Annotated in this window: 17 protein-coding genes; 2 read left to right on the forward strand and 15 right to left on the reverse strand. The window is 43.5% G+C overall.

What is annotated here, in order from left to right; genetic code table 11:
- Positions 1–21: 21 nt before the first annotated feature.
- The 7 genes from gpmI to C5695_RS16895 form a co-directional block, all read right to left on the reverse strand.
- Positions 22–1,557, reverse strand: coding sequence for a 2,3-bisphosphoglycerate-independent phosphoglycerate mutase (gpmI, locus tag C5695_RS16865; protein WP_117731766.1), 1,536 nt, complete (start codon positions 1,555–1,557; stop codon positions 22–24).
- Positions 1,550–2,311, reverse strand: coding sequence for a triose-phosphate isomerase (gene tpiA / locus C5695_RS16870; RefSeq protein ID WP_117731768.1), 762 nt, complete (start codon positions 2,309–2,311; stop codon positions 1,550–1,552). The genes gpmI and tpiA overlap by 8 nt, the downstream gene beginning before the upstream one ends.
- Positions 2,312–2,341: 30 nt before the next feature.
- Complete coding sequence (locus tag C5695_RS16875; RefSeq protein ID WP_117731770.1) at positions 2,342–3,526, reverse strand: phosphoglycerate kinase; 1,185 nt, start codon at positions 3,524–3,526, stop codon at positions 2,342–2,344.
- Between the two features lie 213 nt (positions 3,527–3,739).
- Positions 3,740–4,747 carry a type I glyceraldehyde-3-phosphate dehydrogenase gene (gene gap, locus C5695_RS16880; RefSeq protein ID WP_012011304.1) on the reverse strand — a complete coding sequence of 336 codons (1,008 nt, stop codon included), beginning with the start codon at positions 4,745–4,747 and terminating at the stop codon, positions 3,740–3,742.
- 31 nt (positions 4,748–4,778) lie between these two features.
- Positions 4,779–5,816 carry a sugar-binding transcriptional regulator gene (locus C5695_RS16885; RefSeq protein WP_117731772.1) on the reverse strand — a complete coding sequence of 346 codons (1,038 nt, stop codon included), beginning with the start codon at positions 5,814–5,816 and terminating at the stop codon, positions 4,779–4,781.
- A gap of 295 nt (positions 5,817–6,111) precedes the next feature.
- The gene (locus tag C5695_RS16890) at positions 6,112–7,497 is read right to left on the reverse strand and encodes an amino acid permease (RefSeq protein ID WP_233230875.1); all 1,386 of its coding nucleotides are present in this window, start codon (positions 7,495–7,497) and stop codon (positions 6,112–6,114) included.
- Positions 7,498–7,636: 139 nt separating this feature from the next.
- Positions 7,637–8,830 (reverse strand): ornithine--oxo-acid transaminase, encoded by a 1,194-nt coding sequence (locus C5695_RS16895; protein WP_117731776.1) that lies wholly within the window; start codon positions 8,828–8,830, stop codon positions 7,637–7,639.
- Between the two features lie 208 nt (positions 8,831–9,038).
- On the opposite strand from C5695_RS16895, the gene C5695_RS16900 reads away from it, so the two are divergent.
- The gene (locus tag C5695_RS16900) at positions 9,039–10,481 is read left to right on the forward strand and encodes a sigma-54 interaction domain-containing protein (protein WP_117731778.1); all 1,443 of its coding nucleotides are present in this window, start codon (positions 9,039–9,041) and stop codon (positions 10,479–10,481) included.
- A gap of 27 nt (positions 10,482–10,508) precedes the next feature.
- Here C5695_RS16900 and C5695_RS16905 read toward each other — a convergent pair whose 3' ends face one another.
- Together C5695_RS16905 and rpoN are read right to left on the reverse strand one after the other, a co-directional pair.
- Positions 10,509–11,246 carry a FadR/GntR family transcriptional regulator gene (locus tag C5695_RS16905; RefSeq protein ID WP_117731780.1) on the reverse strand — a complete coding sequence of 246 codons (738 nt, stop codon included), beginning with the start codon at positions 11,244–11,246 and terminating at the stop codon, positions 10,509–10,511.
- A gap of 173 nt (positions 11,247–11,419) precedes the next feature.
- Positions 11,420–12,718: an RNA polymerase factor sigma-54 gene (gene rpoN / locus C5695_RS16910; protein ID WP_117731783.1), complete on the reverse strand. Its 1,299-nt coding sequence runs from the start codon at positions 12,716–12,718 to the stop codon at positions 11,420–11,422.
- A gap of 70 nt (positions 12,719–12,788) precedes the next feature.
- On the opposite strand from rpoN, the gene yvfG reads away from it, so the two are divergent.
- Positions 12,789–13,004, forward strand: coding sequence for a protein YvfG (gene yvfG / locus C5695_RS16915; protein ID WP_024423509.1), 216 nt, complete (start codon positions 12,789–12,791; stop codon positions 13,002–13,004).
- A gap of 20 nt (positions 13,005–13,024) precedes the next feature.
- Here the strand turns inward: yvfG and C5695_RS16920 are convergent, their stop codons facing one another.
- The 6 genes from C5695_RS16920 to nikA form a co-directional block, all read right to left on the reverse strand.
- Entirely contained in the window at positions 13,025–14,350 is a 1,326-nt protein-coding gene (locus tag C5695_RS16920; RefSeq protein WP_117731785.1) for an MATE family efflux transporter, read from the reverse strand.
- 62 nt (positions 14,351–14,412) lie between these two features.
- Positions 14,413–15,228, reverse strand: a complete 816-nt coding sequence (nikE, locus tag C5695_RS16925; RefSeq protein ID WP_117731787.1) for a nickel import ATP-binding protein NikE — start codon at positions 15,226–15,228, stop codon at positions 14,413–14,415.
- Between the two features lie 13 nt (positions 15,229–15,241).
- The gene (locus C5695_RS16930) at positions 15,242–16,057 is read right to left on the reverse strand and encodes an ABC transporter ATP-binding protein (RefSeq protein ID WP_187441811.1); all 816 of its coding nucleotides are present in this window, start codon (positions 16,055–16,057) and stop codon (positions 15,242–15,244) included.
- Between the two features lie 4 nt (positions 16,058–16,061).
- Entirely contained in the window at positions 16,062–16,895 is an 834-nt protein-coding gene (nikC, locus tag C5695_RS16935) for a nickel ABC transporter permease subunit NikC (RefSeq protein ID WP_117731789.1), read from the reverse strand.
- Positions 16,892–17,836: a nickel ABC transporter permease subunit NikB gene (gene nikB, locus C5695_RS16940; protein WP_117731791.1), complete on the reverse strand. Its 945-nt coding sequence runs from the start codon at positions 17,834–17,836 to the stop codon at positions 16,892–16,894. Before nikB ends, nikC begins: the two co-directional genes overlap by 4 nt.
- Before the next feature lie 18 nt (positions 17,837–17,854).
- On the reverse strand, positions 17,855–19,477 hold the full coding sequence (nikA, locus tag C5695_RS16945; protein ID WP_117731793.1) for a nickel ABC transporter substrate-binding protein: 1,623 nt from the start codon (positions 19,475–19,477) through the stop codon (positions 17,855–17,857).
- Between the last annotated feature and the right edge of the window lie 4 nt (positions 19,478–19,481).

A 19,481-nucleotide genomic window follows, 5' to 3' on the forward strand; every position in this document is an offset into this window, starting at 1 on the left:
CTCTCCTTTTGAGTCAATTTGTTATTTTTGAATCAATGATGTTCCTGTCATCTCTTTTGGTTTTTCAAGACCAAGTAAGTCTAAAAGCGTTGGAGATAGATCGGCTAGAATGCCGCCTTCTCTAAGTGTTGCACCTTTTTTCGTCACGATCACCGGAACAGGATTTGTCGTATGTGCAGTATGCGGCTTTCCTTCTTCGGTAATGAGCACATCTGCGTTACCGTGGTCTGCCGTGATGATGGCATGTCCGCCTTTTGCTAGGATTGCGTCGACTACAGCTCCTAAGCACTCATCTACTGCTTCAATGGCTTTGATTGTTGGCTCGAGCATACCTGAATGACCAACCATATCCGGGTTAGCAAAGTTCAGAATGATCGCATCATGCTTGTCAGCGTTGATGTCTTCAACAAGTGCATCCTTTACCTCGTAAGCGCTCATTTCCGGTTTGAGGTCATAGGTTGCCACATCTGGTGAATTGATCAAGATGCGGTCTTCTCCAGGAAATTCTTCTTCACGTCCACCGCTCATAAAGAACGTCACGTGAGGATATTTCTCTGTTTCAGCAATCCGCAGCTGCTTCAATCCATTTTGAGAAAGCACTTCTCCTACTGTGTTATCCAAATTCACTGGCTTGAAGGCGACATAGCCATCAACCGTTTCACTGAAGTGTGTGAAGCAGACGAAGTGTAAATCCTTCGGATGTGCTTCCCCGCGGTCAAACGAGCGGAAATCTTCATTTGTGAATGTGTTTGAAATTTGAATCGCACGGTCTGGACGGAAGTTATAGAAAATCACAGAGTCGCCGTCGTTTACTTTTGCAACTGGTTCACCATTTTCTCTCGTAATGACAGATGGAATAACGAATTCATCGTAGATTCCATTTTCATAGGAGTCATCAACGACATCATAAATGTTTTGATAACTTGGGCCTTCACCATACGCCATCGCGCGATATGCTTTCTCTACACGATCCCAGCGTTTGTCACGGTCCATTGAGTAGTAACGTCCAGAAAGTGTTGCCACTTCTCCGACACCGATTTCTTTGATTTGTTCTTCAAGCTGTTTTAAGTACACTTTGGCTGTCTTCTGACCAACATCACGTCCGTCTAAGAAGCCATGAATGTATACTTTTGTTAAGCCTTCTTTTTTCGCTAGTTTCAGCAAGGCAAAAAGATGCTGGATGTGACTGTGCACACCGCCATCTGACAAGAGACCGAATAAATGAAGGGCCTTATCATTCTCTTTTGCGTAAGTCATTGCCTCTAGGAACGTTTCGTTTTTCTCAAATTCCCCATCACGAATGGCAACATTCACTCTTGTTAGGCTTTGGTACACGATGCGTCCTGCACCGATATTCAAATGCCCAACTTCAGAGTTCCCCATTTGACCTTGCGGGAGGCCTACTGCCTCACCTGAAGCTGTTAAGGTTTGATGCGGGAATTCATTCCAGTAGCGGTCGAAGTTCGGTTTCTTTGCTTGGGCAACAGCGTTACCGACTGTTTCGCCCCTTAAACCGAATCCATCTAAGATGATTAATGCAGCTGGTTTCTTACTCATATTGACCTTCCTCCAATAATTGAACGAAAGACTGAGGTTCTAAGCTTGCGCCGCCGACCAAAGCACCGTCAATATCGGATTCTGCCATATATTCTTTAATATTCGCCGGCTTCACGCTTCCGCCATATTGAATGCGAAGGCTGTCTGCCGATTCTTGACCAAATTCGCTTGCAACCGTTTGGCGGATGTGCGCACAAACATCGTTTGCATCTTTCGCTGTAGAAGATTTCCCTGTACCGATGGCCCAGATAGGCTCATATGCAATGACAGATTCAGCAACTTGCTGCTTCGTTAAACCAGCTAGTGCTTTCTTCACTTGATCAGCGACAAGTTCATTTGTTTTGCCAGCTTCACGCTCTTCTAGCGTTTCACCTACACAAATAATTGGAACGATGCCATGCTTGAATGCCGCATGTGCTTTTTTGTTGACTGTTTCATCTGTTTCAGCGAAGAATTCGCGGCGCTCTGAATGACCGATCACTGAGTAGCCGATGCCAAGATCTTTAAGCGCAGCAGGGCTGATTTCACCAGTGAATGCACCATTTTCTTCAAAGTGCATGGTTTGTGCACCAATTTTAAGGTCTGTTCCGTTAGAAAGGCTATTCAGCTTTTCAAGGAAAAGTGCTGGCGCACAGACAATTGATTCCACTTTGTCAGGAGATGGAATAGATGACTTCACTTCTTCAACGAAGCTGACCGCTTCGCCAAGTGTTTTGTTCATTTTCCAGTTCCCAGCTATAATTGGTTTTCTCATGATTGACACTTCCTTATAGCAGTTTTGGTCTTATTTATCGTTTAATGCAGTAACACCTGGAAGTTCTTTGCCTTCCATAAATTCAAGTGAAGCACCGCCGCCTGTAGAAATATGGCTCATCTGATCGGCAAGACCAAATTTCTCAACAGCTGCTGCTGAATCTCCACCGCCAATGACAGAATATGTATCTTTCGCTTCTGCCAGTGCTTCTGCGATTGCTTTTGTTCCTTTAGCGAATGCATCGATTTCAAATACACCCATCGGTCCGTTCCAGACAACAAGTTTGCTGTTTTTAATGACATCAGCATACGTCTCTCTTGTCTCTGTTCCAATATCAAGTGCTTCTAAATCACTTGGGATTTCAGAGATTGGCACAATGCTTGTATTTGCATCATTTGAAAAGTCGTCGGCTACCAGAACATCTGTTGGAATCAGGAAGTTCACGCCTTTTTCTTTTGCACGGTCCATAAAGGATTTCGCTAGATCTACTTTGTCTTCTTCTAATAGAGATTTTCCTACTTCGTGGCCAAGTGCTTTCACAAATGTGTAAGCAAGTCCGCCGCCGATAATGAGGTTGTCCACTTTATCAAGAAGACTTTCAATCACTCCGATTTTATCCTTTACTTTTGCGCCACCGATAATCGCTGTAAATGGGCGATCAGGGTTTGAAATGGCTTTTCCTAGAACCTCAAGCTCTTTTTGCATGAGGAAGCCTGAAACAGCCGGAAGATAAGCTGCAATACCAGCTGTGGATGCATGTGCACGGTGTGCAGCACCGAATGCATCATTGACATACACATCGGCTAAATCAGCAAATGCTTTTGATAATTCAGGATCGTTCTTTTCTTCACCAGGATAGAAACGAACGTTTTCAAGCACTAGCACATCTCCATCTTTTAAGTCAGAGATTTGCTTTTTCACGTTGTCGCCGTACGCTTCATCCGCTTTTTTCACTTCTTGTCCAAGAAGCTCTTGCAGACGTTTTGCTACAGGTGTCAGACGCAGTTCTTCAGTAACTTGACCCTTCGGACGACCCAAATGACTAGCTAATAGTACCTTTGCGCCTTGTCCTGTTAAATACTCAATCGTTGGTAATGCTGCGCGAATACGAGTATCATCCGTCACTTCTCCGTCCTTCATTGGAACGTTAAAATCTACGCGGCAGAACACAACTTTACCTTTTACGTCAATGTCTTTTACTGATTTTTTATTCATGCTTGTCAGGAGATCCTCCTTTATTCTGGTTTCCTTACGCAGTGGACAAGTCTCTCTTTATCCTTTTCCCATTTTGCCCTCATCAAAACGAGAAATCGTGCAGAACGGATAAATACAGAGAAAAAGGGAAAGGGATGCTTCCCCTTCCCTTGTCCGTCTTCATTATATCGTGTCTATAGGAAAGAACCAAGTGAGTTCCTTCAGTGTGAGAAATTAAAGACCTTGTTTTGCAATGTAAGCTGCAAGGTCAACAACGCGGTGAGAATATCCACTCTCGTTATCGTACCAAGAAATGACTTTCACCATGCTGCCTTCCATCACCATTGTAGAAAGAGCATCGATTGTTGAAGAGTTTGCATTACCATTGTAGTCACCAGACACTAATGGCTCTTCGCTGTAGCCAAGGATTCCATTAAGTTCTCCTTCAGCCGCTTCTTTAAGTGCTGCATTTACATCTTCAGCTGTAACATCTTGGTTTAATTCAGCTACAAGGTCAACTAAAGAAACGTTAGGTGTTGGAACACGCATAGCGCCACCGTTTAATTTACCTTTAAGTTCAGGCAATACAAGTGAAACAGCTTTCGCAGCACCTGTAGAAGTTGGGATGATGTTTTCCGCAGCTGCACGAGCACGACGGTAGTCTTTGTGCGGAAGATCAAGAATTTGCTGGTCATTTGTGTATGAGTGAACAGTTGTCATCATACCGCGTTTAATGCCAAATTTATCGTTAAGTACTTTTGCAAATGGAGCTAAGCAGTTTGTTGTACAAGATGCATTAGAGATGACATCGTGGCTAGCTGCATCGTATTTGTCTTCGTTTACACCCATAACGATTGTGATATCTTCTTCGTTAGCAGGAGCAGAAATGATGACTTTTTTAGCGCCAGCTTCTAAGTGTTTTGCAGCGTCTGCACGTTTTGTGAAGAATCCAGTAGATTCAACAACGATTTCTACGCCTTGTTTACCCCAGCTTAATTTCGCAGGGTCACGTTCAGCTGATACTTCGATTGTTTTACCGTTCACTACTAAGTTTGTACCGTCTACAGAAACCTCTGCATCTAGTTTTCCGTGAACAGAGTCATATTGTAAAAGGTGTGCAAGCATGTTAGCGTCTGTTAAATCGTTAACCGCTACTACCTCAACTTCAGGATTGTTTAATGCTGCACGAAATACGTTACGTCCAATACGTCCAAATCCGTTAATACCGACTTTTACTGCCATGATGTTTCCTCCTTTTATAGGTCACAATGTTTTATATTGAGGGATCAATTGACTCCCTTAATAACTCTTTTGCGGCTCCTTCGTCTGTGACGAGAACCGTTCGCCGGGGTTTTTTGAAATAAGCTTCAATCGCCCCTGCCTTTGATGATCCACCTGCAACAGCAATAATGTGTGGAATGCTTTCTAAATCATCTAGCTGCATGCCGACGGAGTGAACTTTGTGCACGACCTCACCATCACGATTAAAGTAATAGCCAAAGGCCTCTGTCACTGCGTCATGCTCATCAATCTTTTTTAAATCTTCAGCTGGTGTATTTCGTCTCATCGCCATTGTTTTTGCTTCACCGATCCCATGAATGAGCATCGTGGATGATTTAATCGTTTGAAGCACTTCTTTGACTGATGGCTCTTCAATAATAGAAGAGTAAGCACCTTCTGACAGCTGCCCTGGAACAAACAGCAGTTTGTAAGTACCGGAAGCTTTTTCAGCCATGTGGGCACAAATGGTGTTTGCCTGATTTTTTACATTCTCCCCAAGACCGCCTCTCGCAGGGACAAACAACATGCCTCTGTTTTTGGCATCAGGGGTCATCATTTCGGCAACAGCTTCCATCGTCGTTCCGCCTGTGACGGCGACGATATTATTTCCAGTAAATCTTTTTTTCATACACTGGACAGCAGCTCTTCCCATTTCTTGCTTCACCCACGGGGATTCGTCACTGTCACCAGAAACAATGATGACTTCTTCTAGGCCTAACTTCCTCTTTAATGTATTTTCCAAAAAGGTTAAACCTAAAACGTCCTTCATCATTCCTTCAAGTATTTCAAGCAAAGCGTGACCTTCACTTGTCAGCATCATGCCGCTCGTTTTGACATCCAGCAGATTTTGTTCTTTTAAAAACTGAACTTCTGCTCTTAGGATGCGCTCACTGAGACCTAAACTCGTCGCAAGACTTCTGCGGCCGATAGGTTCAGCTAACCTGATGTATTGCAAAATGTCGTAGCGTTTTTGCATAACGATGAGAAGATCTGGCAATAATTTTTTTTGAGCTTCCAATAAACGATTCATGGCGAACGACCCTTTCTTTTCACGTTGGACTCAAAACGTCCCACTGTGACAAAAAACGTCCCGCCACAGCCAAAAAAATCAATCCCTGCTTTCTTTAATTATTTTAACAGGAACATCTTGCATTTTCAACTCTTACAAACACATTTAGACAAAAAATAGACACATTTTCATCGATAACCTGCTTGTCATCTAGGTTCTCGCTATAATATTTCTTTTCAAAATATTTATTTTCTTCTATATTCAATGAATTCATCATTAAAAATGTGCATGCGTATGAGCTCGCATGCACATTTTTTTATGTTTTTTGGATGGTTCCTTCTTCTTCTGAAAAACGCTTTGCATCTTCCTTCGGTTTGATTTTGAGAAAATAAATGATGTAACAGGCCGCCATGAATGGAACTCCGCAATAAAGCCCAATCCGCTGATCCTCAATAAAGAATAAGCTGATGAGGACGATGCCAAATGCGATGAAGCCTGCCAATGGCACAAATGGATAGAGCGGTGTACGGAAAACAAGATCCTTTACATCTCCACCTGCTTTGATGAATTGTTTTCTAAAGAAATACTGAGATAAACAAATGGACATCCACACAACAACAAGGACCATACCAGAAATCGAAATGAGCCACACATATACTGTTTTTGGTGCTACGACACTTGTGAGCAGGGATAGAGCGGATACACCCATTGTCACCAATAATGCATTGATTGGGATTTTACGCTTGGACAGCTTTTTCGTAAAGTCAGGTCCTTTCCCGTCCTTTGAAAGCGACCAGAGCATACGTGATGATGCATACAATCCAGAGTTTGCTACAGATAATACAGCCGTGATGATAATAAAATTCATGATATCTGCAGCATATGGGATGCCGACCTTGTCCAGCACGACCACAAACGGACTGTCGACAGCGCCTGCTGTCTGCCAGGGAAGAAGTGCGGCTAGAACTGCAATCGATAAAACGAAAAAGACCATCGTTCTCCAAATAATATTTCGTATGGAGCGAGGCAATGTTTTTTCAGGGCTTTCACTCTCACCCGCTGCGATCCCTACAAGTTCTGTTCCTTGAAAGGAGAAATTGACCGTGACCATGGTTAATAATATAGCAAAAACACCGTTAGGAAATAGTCCGCCATGATCCGTCAAATGATGAAATAAAGGAGCTGGTTCTCCGTCTTTCAAATGAATCATTCCGAAAATTGCGCCAATTCCGATGATAATAAATAATAGGATAGCAGCGACCTTGATGGCTGAAAACCAGAACTCTGTTTCAGCGAAGCTACGAGCTGAAATGGCATTCACGGCAAATAAAATCACGCTAAATGCAAGACACCAGAGCCAAACTGGAATGTCTGGGAACCACCTTTGGAGCAATATGCCTGCCGATGTAAACTCCAGTCCAATCGTACACGCCCAGCTAAACCAATACAGCCAGCCGATCATAAAGCCTGTAGACGGACCGATATATTTCGTTGCATACTCCTGAAAGGAACCAGCTGTCGGCATTGCCACTGCTAATTCTCCAAGACAAAGCATGACCAAATACATGAGCAGTCCGCCAATGATAAACGATAGAATGGCTCCCCCGGGTCCTGCTTGATGAATGATCAGTCCTGATCCAAGGAAAAGACCTGTGCCGATTACGCCACCTAAGGCAATCATAAAGAGATGTCTGCTTTTCATGGAACGCTCTAGTTCATTATGCTGTTCTTGCTTCAAATTCACTTCCCCACTTTCACTCTTCTATTCATCATCCTTTGACAACATTCGCTGTTTGTTGAAAGAGAAAGGGAGAAAGTGAAGGTTTCTCCCCCTTTTTCATTTATGCTTGAAACAGCGCCTCAATATGCCCAATCGCCCAATCTAAATCTTCTTTTGAAATGGTAAGCGGCGGTGCAAAACGGATGACTGTCTCATGGGTTTCCTTACATAACAATCCTGCTTGCTTCAGCTTCTCACAATAAGGTCTAGCTGCCTCTGTCAGCTCCATGCCTATAAATAATCCACGGCCGCGCACTTCCTTTATGACAGGGCTTTGAATGTGTGACAATTTATCTTTGAAGTATTCGCCCAGCTCCATGGAGCGTGCTGCAAGCTTTTCATCAATTAAGACATCCAATGCAGCAAGCGACACCGCACACGCAAGTGGATTCCCGCCGAAGGTAGATCCGTGAGATCCAGGGTTGAACACGCCTAATATATCGCGGTTTGCTACGACACACGAGATTGGAAAGACGCCGCCGCCTAAAGCTTTCCCAAGGATCAGCATATCTGGCTCGATGTCTTCCCAGTCACACGCAAACATCTTACCAGTTCGCGCTAATCCCACTTGAATTTCATCCGCAATGAAGAGGACATGTTCTTTCTCACAAAGCATCTTCGCTTCTTTCAAGAAGCCTTCTGGCGGCATAACAATTCCCGCTTCTCCTTGAATCGGCTCAATGAGGAAAGCCGCTGTTTGCGGCGTGATGGCTTCACGTAACGCATCAATATCTCCGTAAGGAATCAGTTTGATTCCGGGAAGCATCGGACCGAAACCTCTTTGGTACTCTGCTTCTGAGGAAAGAGAGACAGCCGTCATCGTTCTGCCGTGGAAATTGCCAACACAAGCAATGATTTCTGCACGATTCTCTTCAATTCCCTTGACTTCATAGCCCCAGCGCCTTGCTGCTTTTACCGCTGTTTCTACAGCCTCAGCACCAGTATTCATCGGAAGTGCCATGTCTTTATTCGTTAGTTTGCAAATTTTCTCATACCAAGGGCCAAGCTGATCATTATGAAAGGCTCTCGATGTGAGTGTTACACGGTCTGCCTGTTTTTTGAGCGCTTCAATAATGCGCGGATGGCGATGTCCTTGATTGACTGCGGAATACGCACTTAGCATATCCATATATCGATTGCCTTCAGGGTCTGTCACCCACACTCCCTCAGCCTCTGAAATCACAATTGGCAGCGGATGATAGTTTGCCGCTCCATATTGTTCTGTTTGTTGAATTAATTCATTTGTCTGTGTCAACGTCTATTCCTCCTTTAAAAGAGTAGCCACTTTCAATTGGGTTCATCTTCATTCTAAGTTATGCAAGTATCGTGCCAACTTTCTGAACGCTTGATCACAAAGATCTGCTTTATTTTTTGTGCAAAATTTCTTTGCGCATGCCAAACTTTTAAGAGGAAACCGCAAAATTTTTCATGTAAAATAGAGGGAACGTCAGGAGGTGGCGCAAGTGAAAAAAGATCCGTATACAGCAAAGCTCGAAAATGACATTGATCTCTATAAGCAAATGCTCGATTTAATTGATGTCGGCGTTCATGCCATTGACGAGAATGGCCATACTGTTGTTTATAATAAAAAAATGATGGAAATTGAGTCTTTGAAACGCTCTGATGTTCTCCATAAAAATGTACTCGACTTCTTCGCCTTTCAAGATGAGATGCACAGCACACTTGTGCAAGCACTGCGAAACGGGAAACAAACTGTTCATGCTAAGCAGACGTATCATACTTACAACGGAAAAGAAATCACAACGATTAACCATACATACCCGCTCGTTCGAGACGGTCTCATTCATGGGGCGGTTGAAATTTCAAATGATGTCACGAAGCTGGAACGGCTAATTCATCACAATATGAAGAAAAAAGGAAGCACACGCTTTACCTTTGATTCAATTATCGGTCAAAGCCCTGCATTTTTAGAAGTGATTGAGCATGCAAAACGGGCGACACGCACCTCTTCTTATGTATTGATTGTTGGCGAAACTGGGACCGGTAAAGAGCTGTTTGCTCAAAGCATTCATAACGGCAGCAGCCGGTCCTCTGAACCATTTATTACACAAAATTGTGCGGCATTGCCTGATAACCTGATTGAAAGTCTGCTCTTTGGTACCCAAAAAGGGGCTTTTACGGGGGCAACTGATCAGCCAGGCTTATTCGAACAGGCACAGGGAGGAACATTGCTTTTAGATGAAATCAACTCCTTGAATCCTGGTCTTCAAGCGAAACTGCTGCGTGTTTTACAAGAGAAACGCGTAAGACGGTTAGGCAGTACAAAAGAAATCGCTGTGGATGTGAGAGTCATTGCCAATATGAATGAGGACCCTGTGGATGCGATCGCAGGTGGCCGCATGCGCAAAGATTTATTTTATCGACTCGGTATTGTCACCTTATTTATTCCGCCGCTCTCTGAGCGAAAAGAAGACATTCCGACGTTTGTGAGTCATTTTATTCAAAAATATAATGAGCTGTTTCAAATGAAGGTGAAGGCAGCTGACGAAGAGGTACTTTCCCTTTTCCAAACGTATCATTGGCCAGGCAATGTGAGAGAACTGGAGCATGTGATTGAGGCGGGGATGAATATGATGATGGATGAGGACTACCTAAGCATGCATCACCTTCCCTATCATTTTAGATTTAAGCACGGGAATGGCCGTCCTAAGGCGCAATTGCAAACGACTCCCTTGCAGCAAACCGCATCAACTGAAACTTTTGTCTATACTAGCCCAGAACATACGACTGATTTCCAAACCCAAATGGAACAATTTGAAAAACAATACATCGTCCATCACTTAGAAAAAATGGACGATAATATTTCACAGACTGCAAAGTTATTGGGCATGAGCAGGCAAAGTCTGCAATATCGAATGAAAAAGCTACATATTTCTCGTCAATAATAGAGCTGTGCCTTCATTCGGCACAGCTTATTGTGTATCTGACTGTTCTGCTGGTTTTTGCAGCACATCTCCTAGTAGTCTTTCTACATTTTTCAAATGCGTGAGCATTGCTTTCTCCGCTTCTTCGGGCTGCCTTGCAATAACGGCTTTGTAAATTTGTTCATGTTCTTCGTAGAGCTGCCGAATGGATGCCTTCGTTGAGAATAATACGACTTTTCTCGTTTCACGCATCGTTTCTACTAGCAAGGTTGAAACTTGATTCATTAACACCTTTAATACATCATTCTTGGAGGCTTTGGCTAAGGCAAGATGGAAGGTGAGATCTGCCTCTTCACCAATCTCTTCATGTGCTTCTGCCAGTTTCATTTGTTCGAGAGCATTACGCAGTTGATGAAGGTCATCGTCCGTTCGAAGCAGTGCCGCCTTTTTGACAGCACCTGTTTCAATGATGGCTCTCACTTCAAGGAGCTGAGTGACATCATGCTGCTTCATTAAAAATGCCGGAGATAAAGAAAATGCGAGCTGTTCAGGATCGAACTGCTTCACATACGTGCCTTCCCCTTGCTTCATCTCTATTAATCCGATCGCTTTCAGAGCAGACAGCGCCTCTCTTACAGCGGAACGGCTGACTTGAAAGCTTTCTGAAAGCGCTTGAACCGAATCTAATTTTTCCCCTGGAAGAAGCTCACCTGTCCGAATGGATTCGATGATTGCGTCCGCAATTTCCTCATATATTTTTTTGGTTTTGATTTGTTTATATTTCAATTGGTCTCACCTCATCACTGTTGTCTATCCTTATAAGCCCATGCCCTATCTTATACTTTACCCCAAAATTTCAGTTCACACGTCTCCCTGATTTGATTTTCAACAATCTTCTGTGTGCCTTATTTTCAACAAAAAAAGAAGCACGTACCATGTTTCTGGCAAGTACTTCTTTTTTAATCATAGCGCTTCCTCAGTGTAGACGATGCAAGATTCATTTGTTCACGATATTTCGCAATGGTTCTACGCGACACACAGATGCCAAAGGTTTGCTGAAGGAGCGTCATGATTTGCTGATCTGAATACGGTTTTTTCTTATTTTCCGTTTGGATCAGCTCGGCGATGTGCGTTTTCACTGTGTAGCTGGACGCCTCTTCCAGCGAAGGCCCTTCTAGCTTTGCTTGGAAAAATTGTTTCATTTCCATAAGACCATAGGGGGTTTGCACCATTTTCCCTTTCACCGTTCGGCTGACTGTGGACTCATGCACTTGCAATATATCTGCAATCTGTTTCATCGTAAGCGGTTTCATTTTATGTTTCCCCGTTAGGAAAAAGTCTGTCTGATGGGAGATAATCTCACGAACGACATGGGTCATCGTTTGTTTTCTTTGTTTTAATGCTTGGACGAGCCAATTGTACTGATGCTCTTTTTCCTTCAGATACACATATGCTTCATGCCGCTTTTGGTCCTGAATCATTGCGAAGTATCCTTCATTCATTTCAACGTCTGGAAAAGCGCGCTGATTCAGCTCAAATGTGATGTGGTCCTGCACGACGGTAATCGTCACATCTGGCTCTATATACACATGGTCCTCTTCATATGAAAAATGTATGCCTGGTCTGGGTTCAAACTGCGACACCTCATCCTGAACCGCTTGGAGTGTTCTCATGGAAACGCCCGTTTTCGCTGTGATTTCCTTCCAAGCCTTTCTTGCAAAAAGAAAGAAATGCTCATCGATAATCAGCTCGGCTTCATACCAGCGCTCCTTTTTTCTTCTCAGCTGAAGCAGGATGCATTCTTGCAAAGATCTTGCGCCAATACCGGCAGGCTCTAGCGATTGAAGCTGATGAAGAACGGCTTCTACTTCTTCAGCCGGCACCTCTAAGACAGCTGCCATCTCATCAACCGGTTCATTTAAATAGCCATTAGAATCAATGGACTCGATCATAAAGTGAAAAATCCTTTCATTCTTTTCACTTAAATTCAAATCAATGGCTTGTTTCTTTAAATACATTTGCAGGCTTTCTTTTTGATGCGTTCGATACGGCTCGGTCATTCGATCTTGTGATTTTTTATGATAAACTGGTTGATAGCTGTCCGTGTCTTTCCGCTCAATCAGAGGGTTCTCAAGCGCTAACTGGTCAAGATACTCGCCAAGCTCAGCGCTATTCAGCTGTAGCAGTGTAATGGCCTGCCTGAGTTCTTGTGTGAGCACCTGCTTTAATACTTGTTCTTGTTGCAGATTAAGGCTCATTGTCTCCCCTCCCTCTCATCATTTTACATGAAGATTGACGGACCGTATATACGAAATAGGAGTGATTCCCATGTCTGAACTTTTTTCCGTTCCATACTTTGTCGACAACTTGAAACAGCACATCGCCATGAATCAAAATGAAGACAAGGTTCATGCCATGAATGCCTATTACCGTTCAGTGGTGTCCACGCTTGTACAAGACCAGCTGACCAAAAACGCTGTTGTTTTGAAACGAATTCAGCACCTTGATGAAGCGTATCAAAAAGTGAAAAAAGAAAGTGAATGAACGAAAAAAAGCACCCTTTGTCATGATGGCAAAGGGTGTTTGTCATTTGCGAAAAGCTTCTGATCCAGCCTTGATTTGTACATCATCAAAAAGCCAGACCGTCCGGTAGTATAAATGATAAAGGCAAACCATAGTCCATGATTGTGCCAAATAGGTGTGACCACTGCTTGAACAACGATAAACAAGATCATCGCGAGCAGCATCGAATTTCTGACAGGGGCAATTTCTGTCGCACCTGTAAATACGCCGTATATGACCAAACCGAAACAAGCTGCAAACGGATAAAGAACGAGCCAGTCTGCATAGTCCAATGTCACATCAAGCAGGCGGGGAAGATTTGTAAACAAACCCAAGATCGGCTCTTTTAAGAAGAAATACACCGACGCAATGCCACATGCCATGACAAGTGCCCACTGCCTCGAAAGGGTTAAGGTTCTTTCATAAAGGGATCGGTCATTTGCACCAACTGATCTGCCTACAAGAATGCTTGATGCATTGGCAAAACCATCGAACAAATAAGCCATGATGTAGTGAATTTGAAATAAGATGGCATTGGCTGCCAGCAGCTCAGTTCCAAAAGAAGCGCCTTTTGCTGTAAACATGTTAATGACCACGAGCAGACAGATCGTCCGAATAAATAAATCTTTATTCACATGAAACATTTTCTGCACTGCCTGAGTATCCATCATCTTTTTAACAGAAGGCATCTGGAATCCGTTTGGCGAGTGCTTCATGATGATCCATACGCCCAGCACAAAGGCAGTTAATTCAGATATCAATGTCGCAGCCGCCACCCCTTTGACTGCAAACGAAAACACATGAACAAGCAGAAAGGCAAGAGCCATATTCATGACATTGATCAAGATTTGTAAAGAGAGGGCTTCTTTCATTTTTGCCATCCCCATCAGCCAGCCCAATATGACATAATTCATTAAAGTAAACGGCGCACCCCAAATACGGATATGAAAATACTCTGCTGCAAATTGCTGAACATCAGCAGCCGGAGAAATCACGAGAAAAGCAGATTGAATAATTGGCCATTGCAGGGCAATAAAACAAAGGCCGACAATAATAGCGATTAAAAAGGGTCTTAGAAAAGCAAGCACACCCTGCTCCTCACTTTGCGCCCCATTTGCCTGAGCAGCAAAAGCAGATGTACTCACCCGCAGAAAACCAAAGAGCCAGTATAATGTACTAAAAATGAGACTGCCAACCGCGACGCCTCCAATATAAGCGGGATTGGCGAGCTGACCGACAACTGCTGTATCAACAGCTCCAAGTAATGGAGTGGTCATCGTTGAGATAGTTAACGGAATGGCCAAAGCTAAATACGCTCGATGGTTCATCGATGCCACCGCCTTTCATGAAAAATAGCCTCTTCTAAAAGAGGCGTTGATGAACTGAAAATTTACCGAACTGGTCTGCCAATCGTTCGGGACAAAGGATGGTCTGCAAGTATTGCCTCTCTCATCCTCTGCACCGCTTTCTCTTCTGATGAAAAGAAATCATCCTTTGATTGGAATTGAGCAACAAGTTCACCTTGGTCCAATATGGCCAATTGATCACTCAAATGATAGGCTGCCGTCATATCATGTGTGATAAATAAGTAAGCTACACCCAGTTCCTTCTTTAATTCTACTAATAAATCTAAAATAACAGCCTGTGTGACCATGTCTAAGCTGCTGACGGATTCATCAAGCACGACGAGCTTTGGCTGTAGCAATAAGGCTCTTGCAATGTTGATCCTTTGTAGCTGGCCGCCGCTGAATTGATGCGGATATTTAGATAAATCCTGTTCACTGAGCCCGACTCTTTCCAGCCAATGGATCAGTACGTTTTTGCGTTCTTTCCGGCTCATGGTTTCATAGTTTTCAAGCGGCTCGGATAGAATTTGTTCAACGGTCCACCTTGGATTCACCGCCGAATATGAATCTTGAAACACCGCTTGTACATGCCGGCGATAATGTTTGCGTGTTCGCTGATCTGCACGATAGATATCCTGCCCTTCAAAAAGGACTTGACCGGCTATTGGTTGTTCTAGTCCAAGTATAATACGGCCGAGTGTACTTTTCCCTGCACCGCTTTGGCCTAGCAATCCGAGACATGTGCCTTCTTCAATGAGTAAATCGACACCGTTTAAGACTTGGTCTGAGCCTTTCTTTCTCATCAAAAATGACCGGCTTTTGTATGCATGACTAACGGCTTTCACTTCTAATAAATGCAAGGGTTTTCTCACCTCAAATCGGGCAAACAGCTGGGATGGACGGACGAGCTGCTAATAGTTTCTTTGTATAATCATGCTTGGGGTTTTCAAAAAGCTCAAGGACTTTTGCCTTTTCAACCATTTCTCCTTGTCTCATGACAACAACCTGATCTGCCATTTCTGCAATGACACCAAGATCGTGAGTAATGAGCAAAATGGCTGTTCCATACTCATGACGAATTTGGTTCAGATGCTCAAGTACCAGCTTCTGCGTGTGTACATCTAAAGCAGTTGTCGGTTCATCTGCTATGATGAGAGGCGGATGCATACAGGCAGCCATGGCGATCATGACACGCTGTAGCATGCCGCCGCTTAATTCAAAGGGATACTTGTTTAACAATTTGTCTGGGTGCGGCAGATTCATTTGCGCTAACGCATCCATCGCATGCGCATGTGCCTGTCTTTTACTGACAGGGGTATGCCTGCGGATGGTTTCAATCAGCTGATGGCCAATCGTCCACACTGGTGTAAAGCTGTTCATTGGATTTTGCATAATATATGAGATGTTTTTGCCTCGAATAGAGCGCATCTCCTTTTCACTTAAACCGATCAATTCTCGTCCTTGTAAGGTGATGCTGCCAGTGACATCAGTTGTTTTCGGGTCAAGCATATGTAAGATCGACATACTTGTCACCGTTTTCCCGCAGCCGCTCTCACCAATTAATCCAACGATTTCACCACGCCCTACTTCAAACGATACGTCCTGAATAAGAGGGGTTGTCCCATGAGGCGTTTTCGTCTGCACATGCAGGTTCTCTATTTGTAAAATGGACTCTTGCACATTGATCATTCCTTTACACACGGCGTTTGATACCATACTTCTCTGAAAGGGCTTCTCCTAGTAAATTAAAGAGAACCACGACAGCCATGATCACAAGGCCTGGGTAGAGCATCAACTGAGGATTCGTTTGAATGTACGACTTTCCTTCATGGATCATCGCTCCCCATTCAGGCATAGGAGGCTGAACGCCTAATCCGAGAAAGGACATTGCAGAAATGTCCATAATCGCCCAGCCCATTTCGAGTGTGCCAATGACCGCGAGTGGCGGCAGAACATTTGGAATCATATGTTTTCTCATGATGTTCCAGTGGGACGTCCCACTGATTTTTGCGGCAGCAATAAAATTCTGTTCTTTTAAACTTAGCACCATTCCTCGAAAAACGCGAGCATAGTATACCCATTGTACAAGCATCAAGGCAAGCACTACTTGAGGAAGTCCAGGTCCGAAGATGCCGACTAACCCTAGGATCAGCACTAAGTTCGGAAATGCCATGATCCCGTCACAGATTCTCATCAAGACATGATCGATCCAGCCGCCTTTGTAACCTGACAACAAACCAACGATTAATCCGATCAATAAAGAAGAGAGAAAGATTAATAACGCACAGCCTAGCGAAACACGTGCACCATATAAAATACGAGATAAATTGCACCGTCCTAATTGATCGGTCCCAAGAGGATATTCCCACGAAGACCCTTTTAGCTTCATCGCTAGATTGACAGCTGCTGGATCATGCGGAGCGATCAACGGTGCACATATGGTCACAATCAGCAGGAGACCGAGGAGCACCAAGCAGATCGAAATCATCTTTTGATGAGAGAAGAGATATTTTCCTTTTGTCATCATGGCTGGCGGCCTTCCTTTCTGGAAATACGAGGGTCAATGATGAGCTGGAACAAGTCCACAATCAAGCTGCTCAAAATAAAAATACATGCTGCCATGAGGACATAAAATTGGATGACCGGCAGATCCCGGTTAAAGATCGCTTCAATAAAAAAACGCCCAAACCCTGGCCATGAAAAAACGGCCTCTACAATAATCGTTCCTGTCAGCAGTTTGCCAAGATTCACCCCAAGCCCTGTCAGCATTGGCGATATCGCGATTCTCAATACATGCTTGAACATGATCGACCGTTCCTTTAATCCTCTGATTCTCGCATATTGAACAAACGGCTCTTGAAGCGCCTCACTCACACTCGACCGTAACAGCCTTGTATACATCGCAATTAAAGGGACGGCCAGTGTGATCGAAGGCAGGATGAGATGCTCCCATGTTCCAATCCCTTCTACCGGTAAAAGATCGAGCTTTACTGAAAAAAAGAAGATGAGCAAATACCCCAAGACAAACGTTGGGATAGATGCTCCTAAGAACGAAATAAGCCGGCTCATATGGTCAACGACGCCATTTTTCCTCATGCCGCTGAAAAAGCCGAGTGGAATGCTGACACAAATCGCAATCAGTAGACTAGCCAGCGCCAATTGAATTGTCGCTGGTATTCTATAAATGACCTCATCAAGCACGGGCTGGTTCGACATATACGACCGGCCAAAATCAAGGTGAATGACTTTTTCAATGGTATGAAGATACTGCATATAAAATGGTTGATCTAACCCGAATTCGCTTCGTTTTTGCGCTAATACTTCATCCGTAGGCTGGATATGAGCCGCTGCTAAATATGCCTCAGCCGGGTCCACTGGCGAAAGGTGAATCATGCCAGTGGTAAAAAGTGTGGCTAATAAAAATACAGGGATGATTGATAGCATTCTTCTGATGATATAGCGGCCCATTTCCTTACCTTCCTTCTATTACTTCAGCTTTATACCTGTGAATGGATGTTCATCTCGATTAGCAGGGAATTCAAAGTCCTTCACAGCTTTTTGATAAACGGCTGTCTTTTTAAAATAAGAGATTGGCACAATCGCCCCTTGATCCTGCAATGAAGATAAGACAGACGAGTAAAGTGCTTTTCGTTTTGTTTCATTAGTTGTAGATGGTATTTCTTTCATTTCTTTGATCAGCTTGTCCTTATTTGGATAGGCTGAGATGCTTTCTTTAAATCCAAAACCATCTGATGAGACGACGTTCATAAATGTATGCGGATCATAAGGCGCTCCGTAGTTGCTAAAGAAGTTCATATCAAACTTATTTGCTTTAAAGCGCTGCACCTGCGTTGCAAGCTCGACGCCTTCAAGCTTAACGTCAACGCCAATGGCGCCCCATTCTGCTTGCAACGTCTCAGCCATCGCTTTTTGAATTGATTCTGCTGAGTCATACATCATACTAAATTCAAGCCTTTTTCCATCTTTCTCACGAACAGTTTTTCCTTTTGGAAGTGTCCAGCCTGCTTCATCCAGCAATGCTGTCGCTTTGTCTGCATCATATTGGAAAGACTTCACCTTAATATCGGATGTGTACGGCATGTTTGTCGGTAAGATGTGATCTGCTTCATCCTCTAACCCAGAGGTGACACCTTCTACCATTGCTTTCTTATTCATCGCATATTGAAGGGCATGACGCACTTTTTCATCTGACAGCTGATCCACTTTTGTGTTCATGACAAGCTGTCTCGTTGCAATTGGCTCTGACATTTTGGTTTCGTACTTACCGCTCGCCTCTAGCTGTTTATAGGCATCAAGGCTAATGGTTCCTTCTCCATAAAGGACATCTACATCGCCTTTTTCAAATGCCATGACTCTCGTTTCCGCATCTGGGATCACCTTGACTTTGATTTCTTTCACCTTTGGTTTTTCGCCCCAGTAATGATCATTTCGTTCGAAAATGGCATAGTCATCTTTTTGATATGTTTTTAAAACCCAAGGGCCTGTCCCTACTGGTTTTTCAATTCCTTTTGACGTATCTCCGTTTTTCGGGAAGCCTGCCTCGCCTAAGAAGCGAACTGGACGGACAACGGCTAATTCTTGAACTGTTGGATAATACGGCTCTGTTAATGTAAGTTTAAATGTTTTCTTGTCTACTGCTTCTGTCTTTTTGATTTTTTTAATAACACCTAACCAGCTATGTACATCTTTGTTTTTTAAGATGGAATCAAAGTTCTTTTTCACAATGTTTGCATTAAAATCAGATCCATCTGAGAATGTCACATTGTCTCTTAGATGGAATGTGTACACCTTGCCATCCTTTGAAACATCCCAAGACTTCGCTAATTCAGGTTTTAGCTTCCCATTCTTTTGATAGCTTACCAGTGGCTCATAAATCATTGATTGCGCAAATAATTGTGATGGGTTGTAGATGTGAGGATTCATTTCGCCAATATCTCTCGGCCAAGCCATCGTGATCATGTCAGGATGATCCTTATTTCCATCTGCTCCATTGTTTGCTTGAGAGCAGCCTACTAATAAAAAGATAAGTAAAAATGTAAACACAGTATTTATTTTAATTTTCGAAAAAAAATGGCTCCAAATAGACATACGT

The sequence above is a fragment of the Bacillus pumilus genome (assembly GCF_003431975.1).
In the GTDB taxonomy this organism is placed as follows: domain Bacteria; phylum Bacillota; class Bacilli; order Bacillales; family Bacillaceae; genus Bacillus; species Bacillus pumilus_N.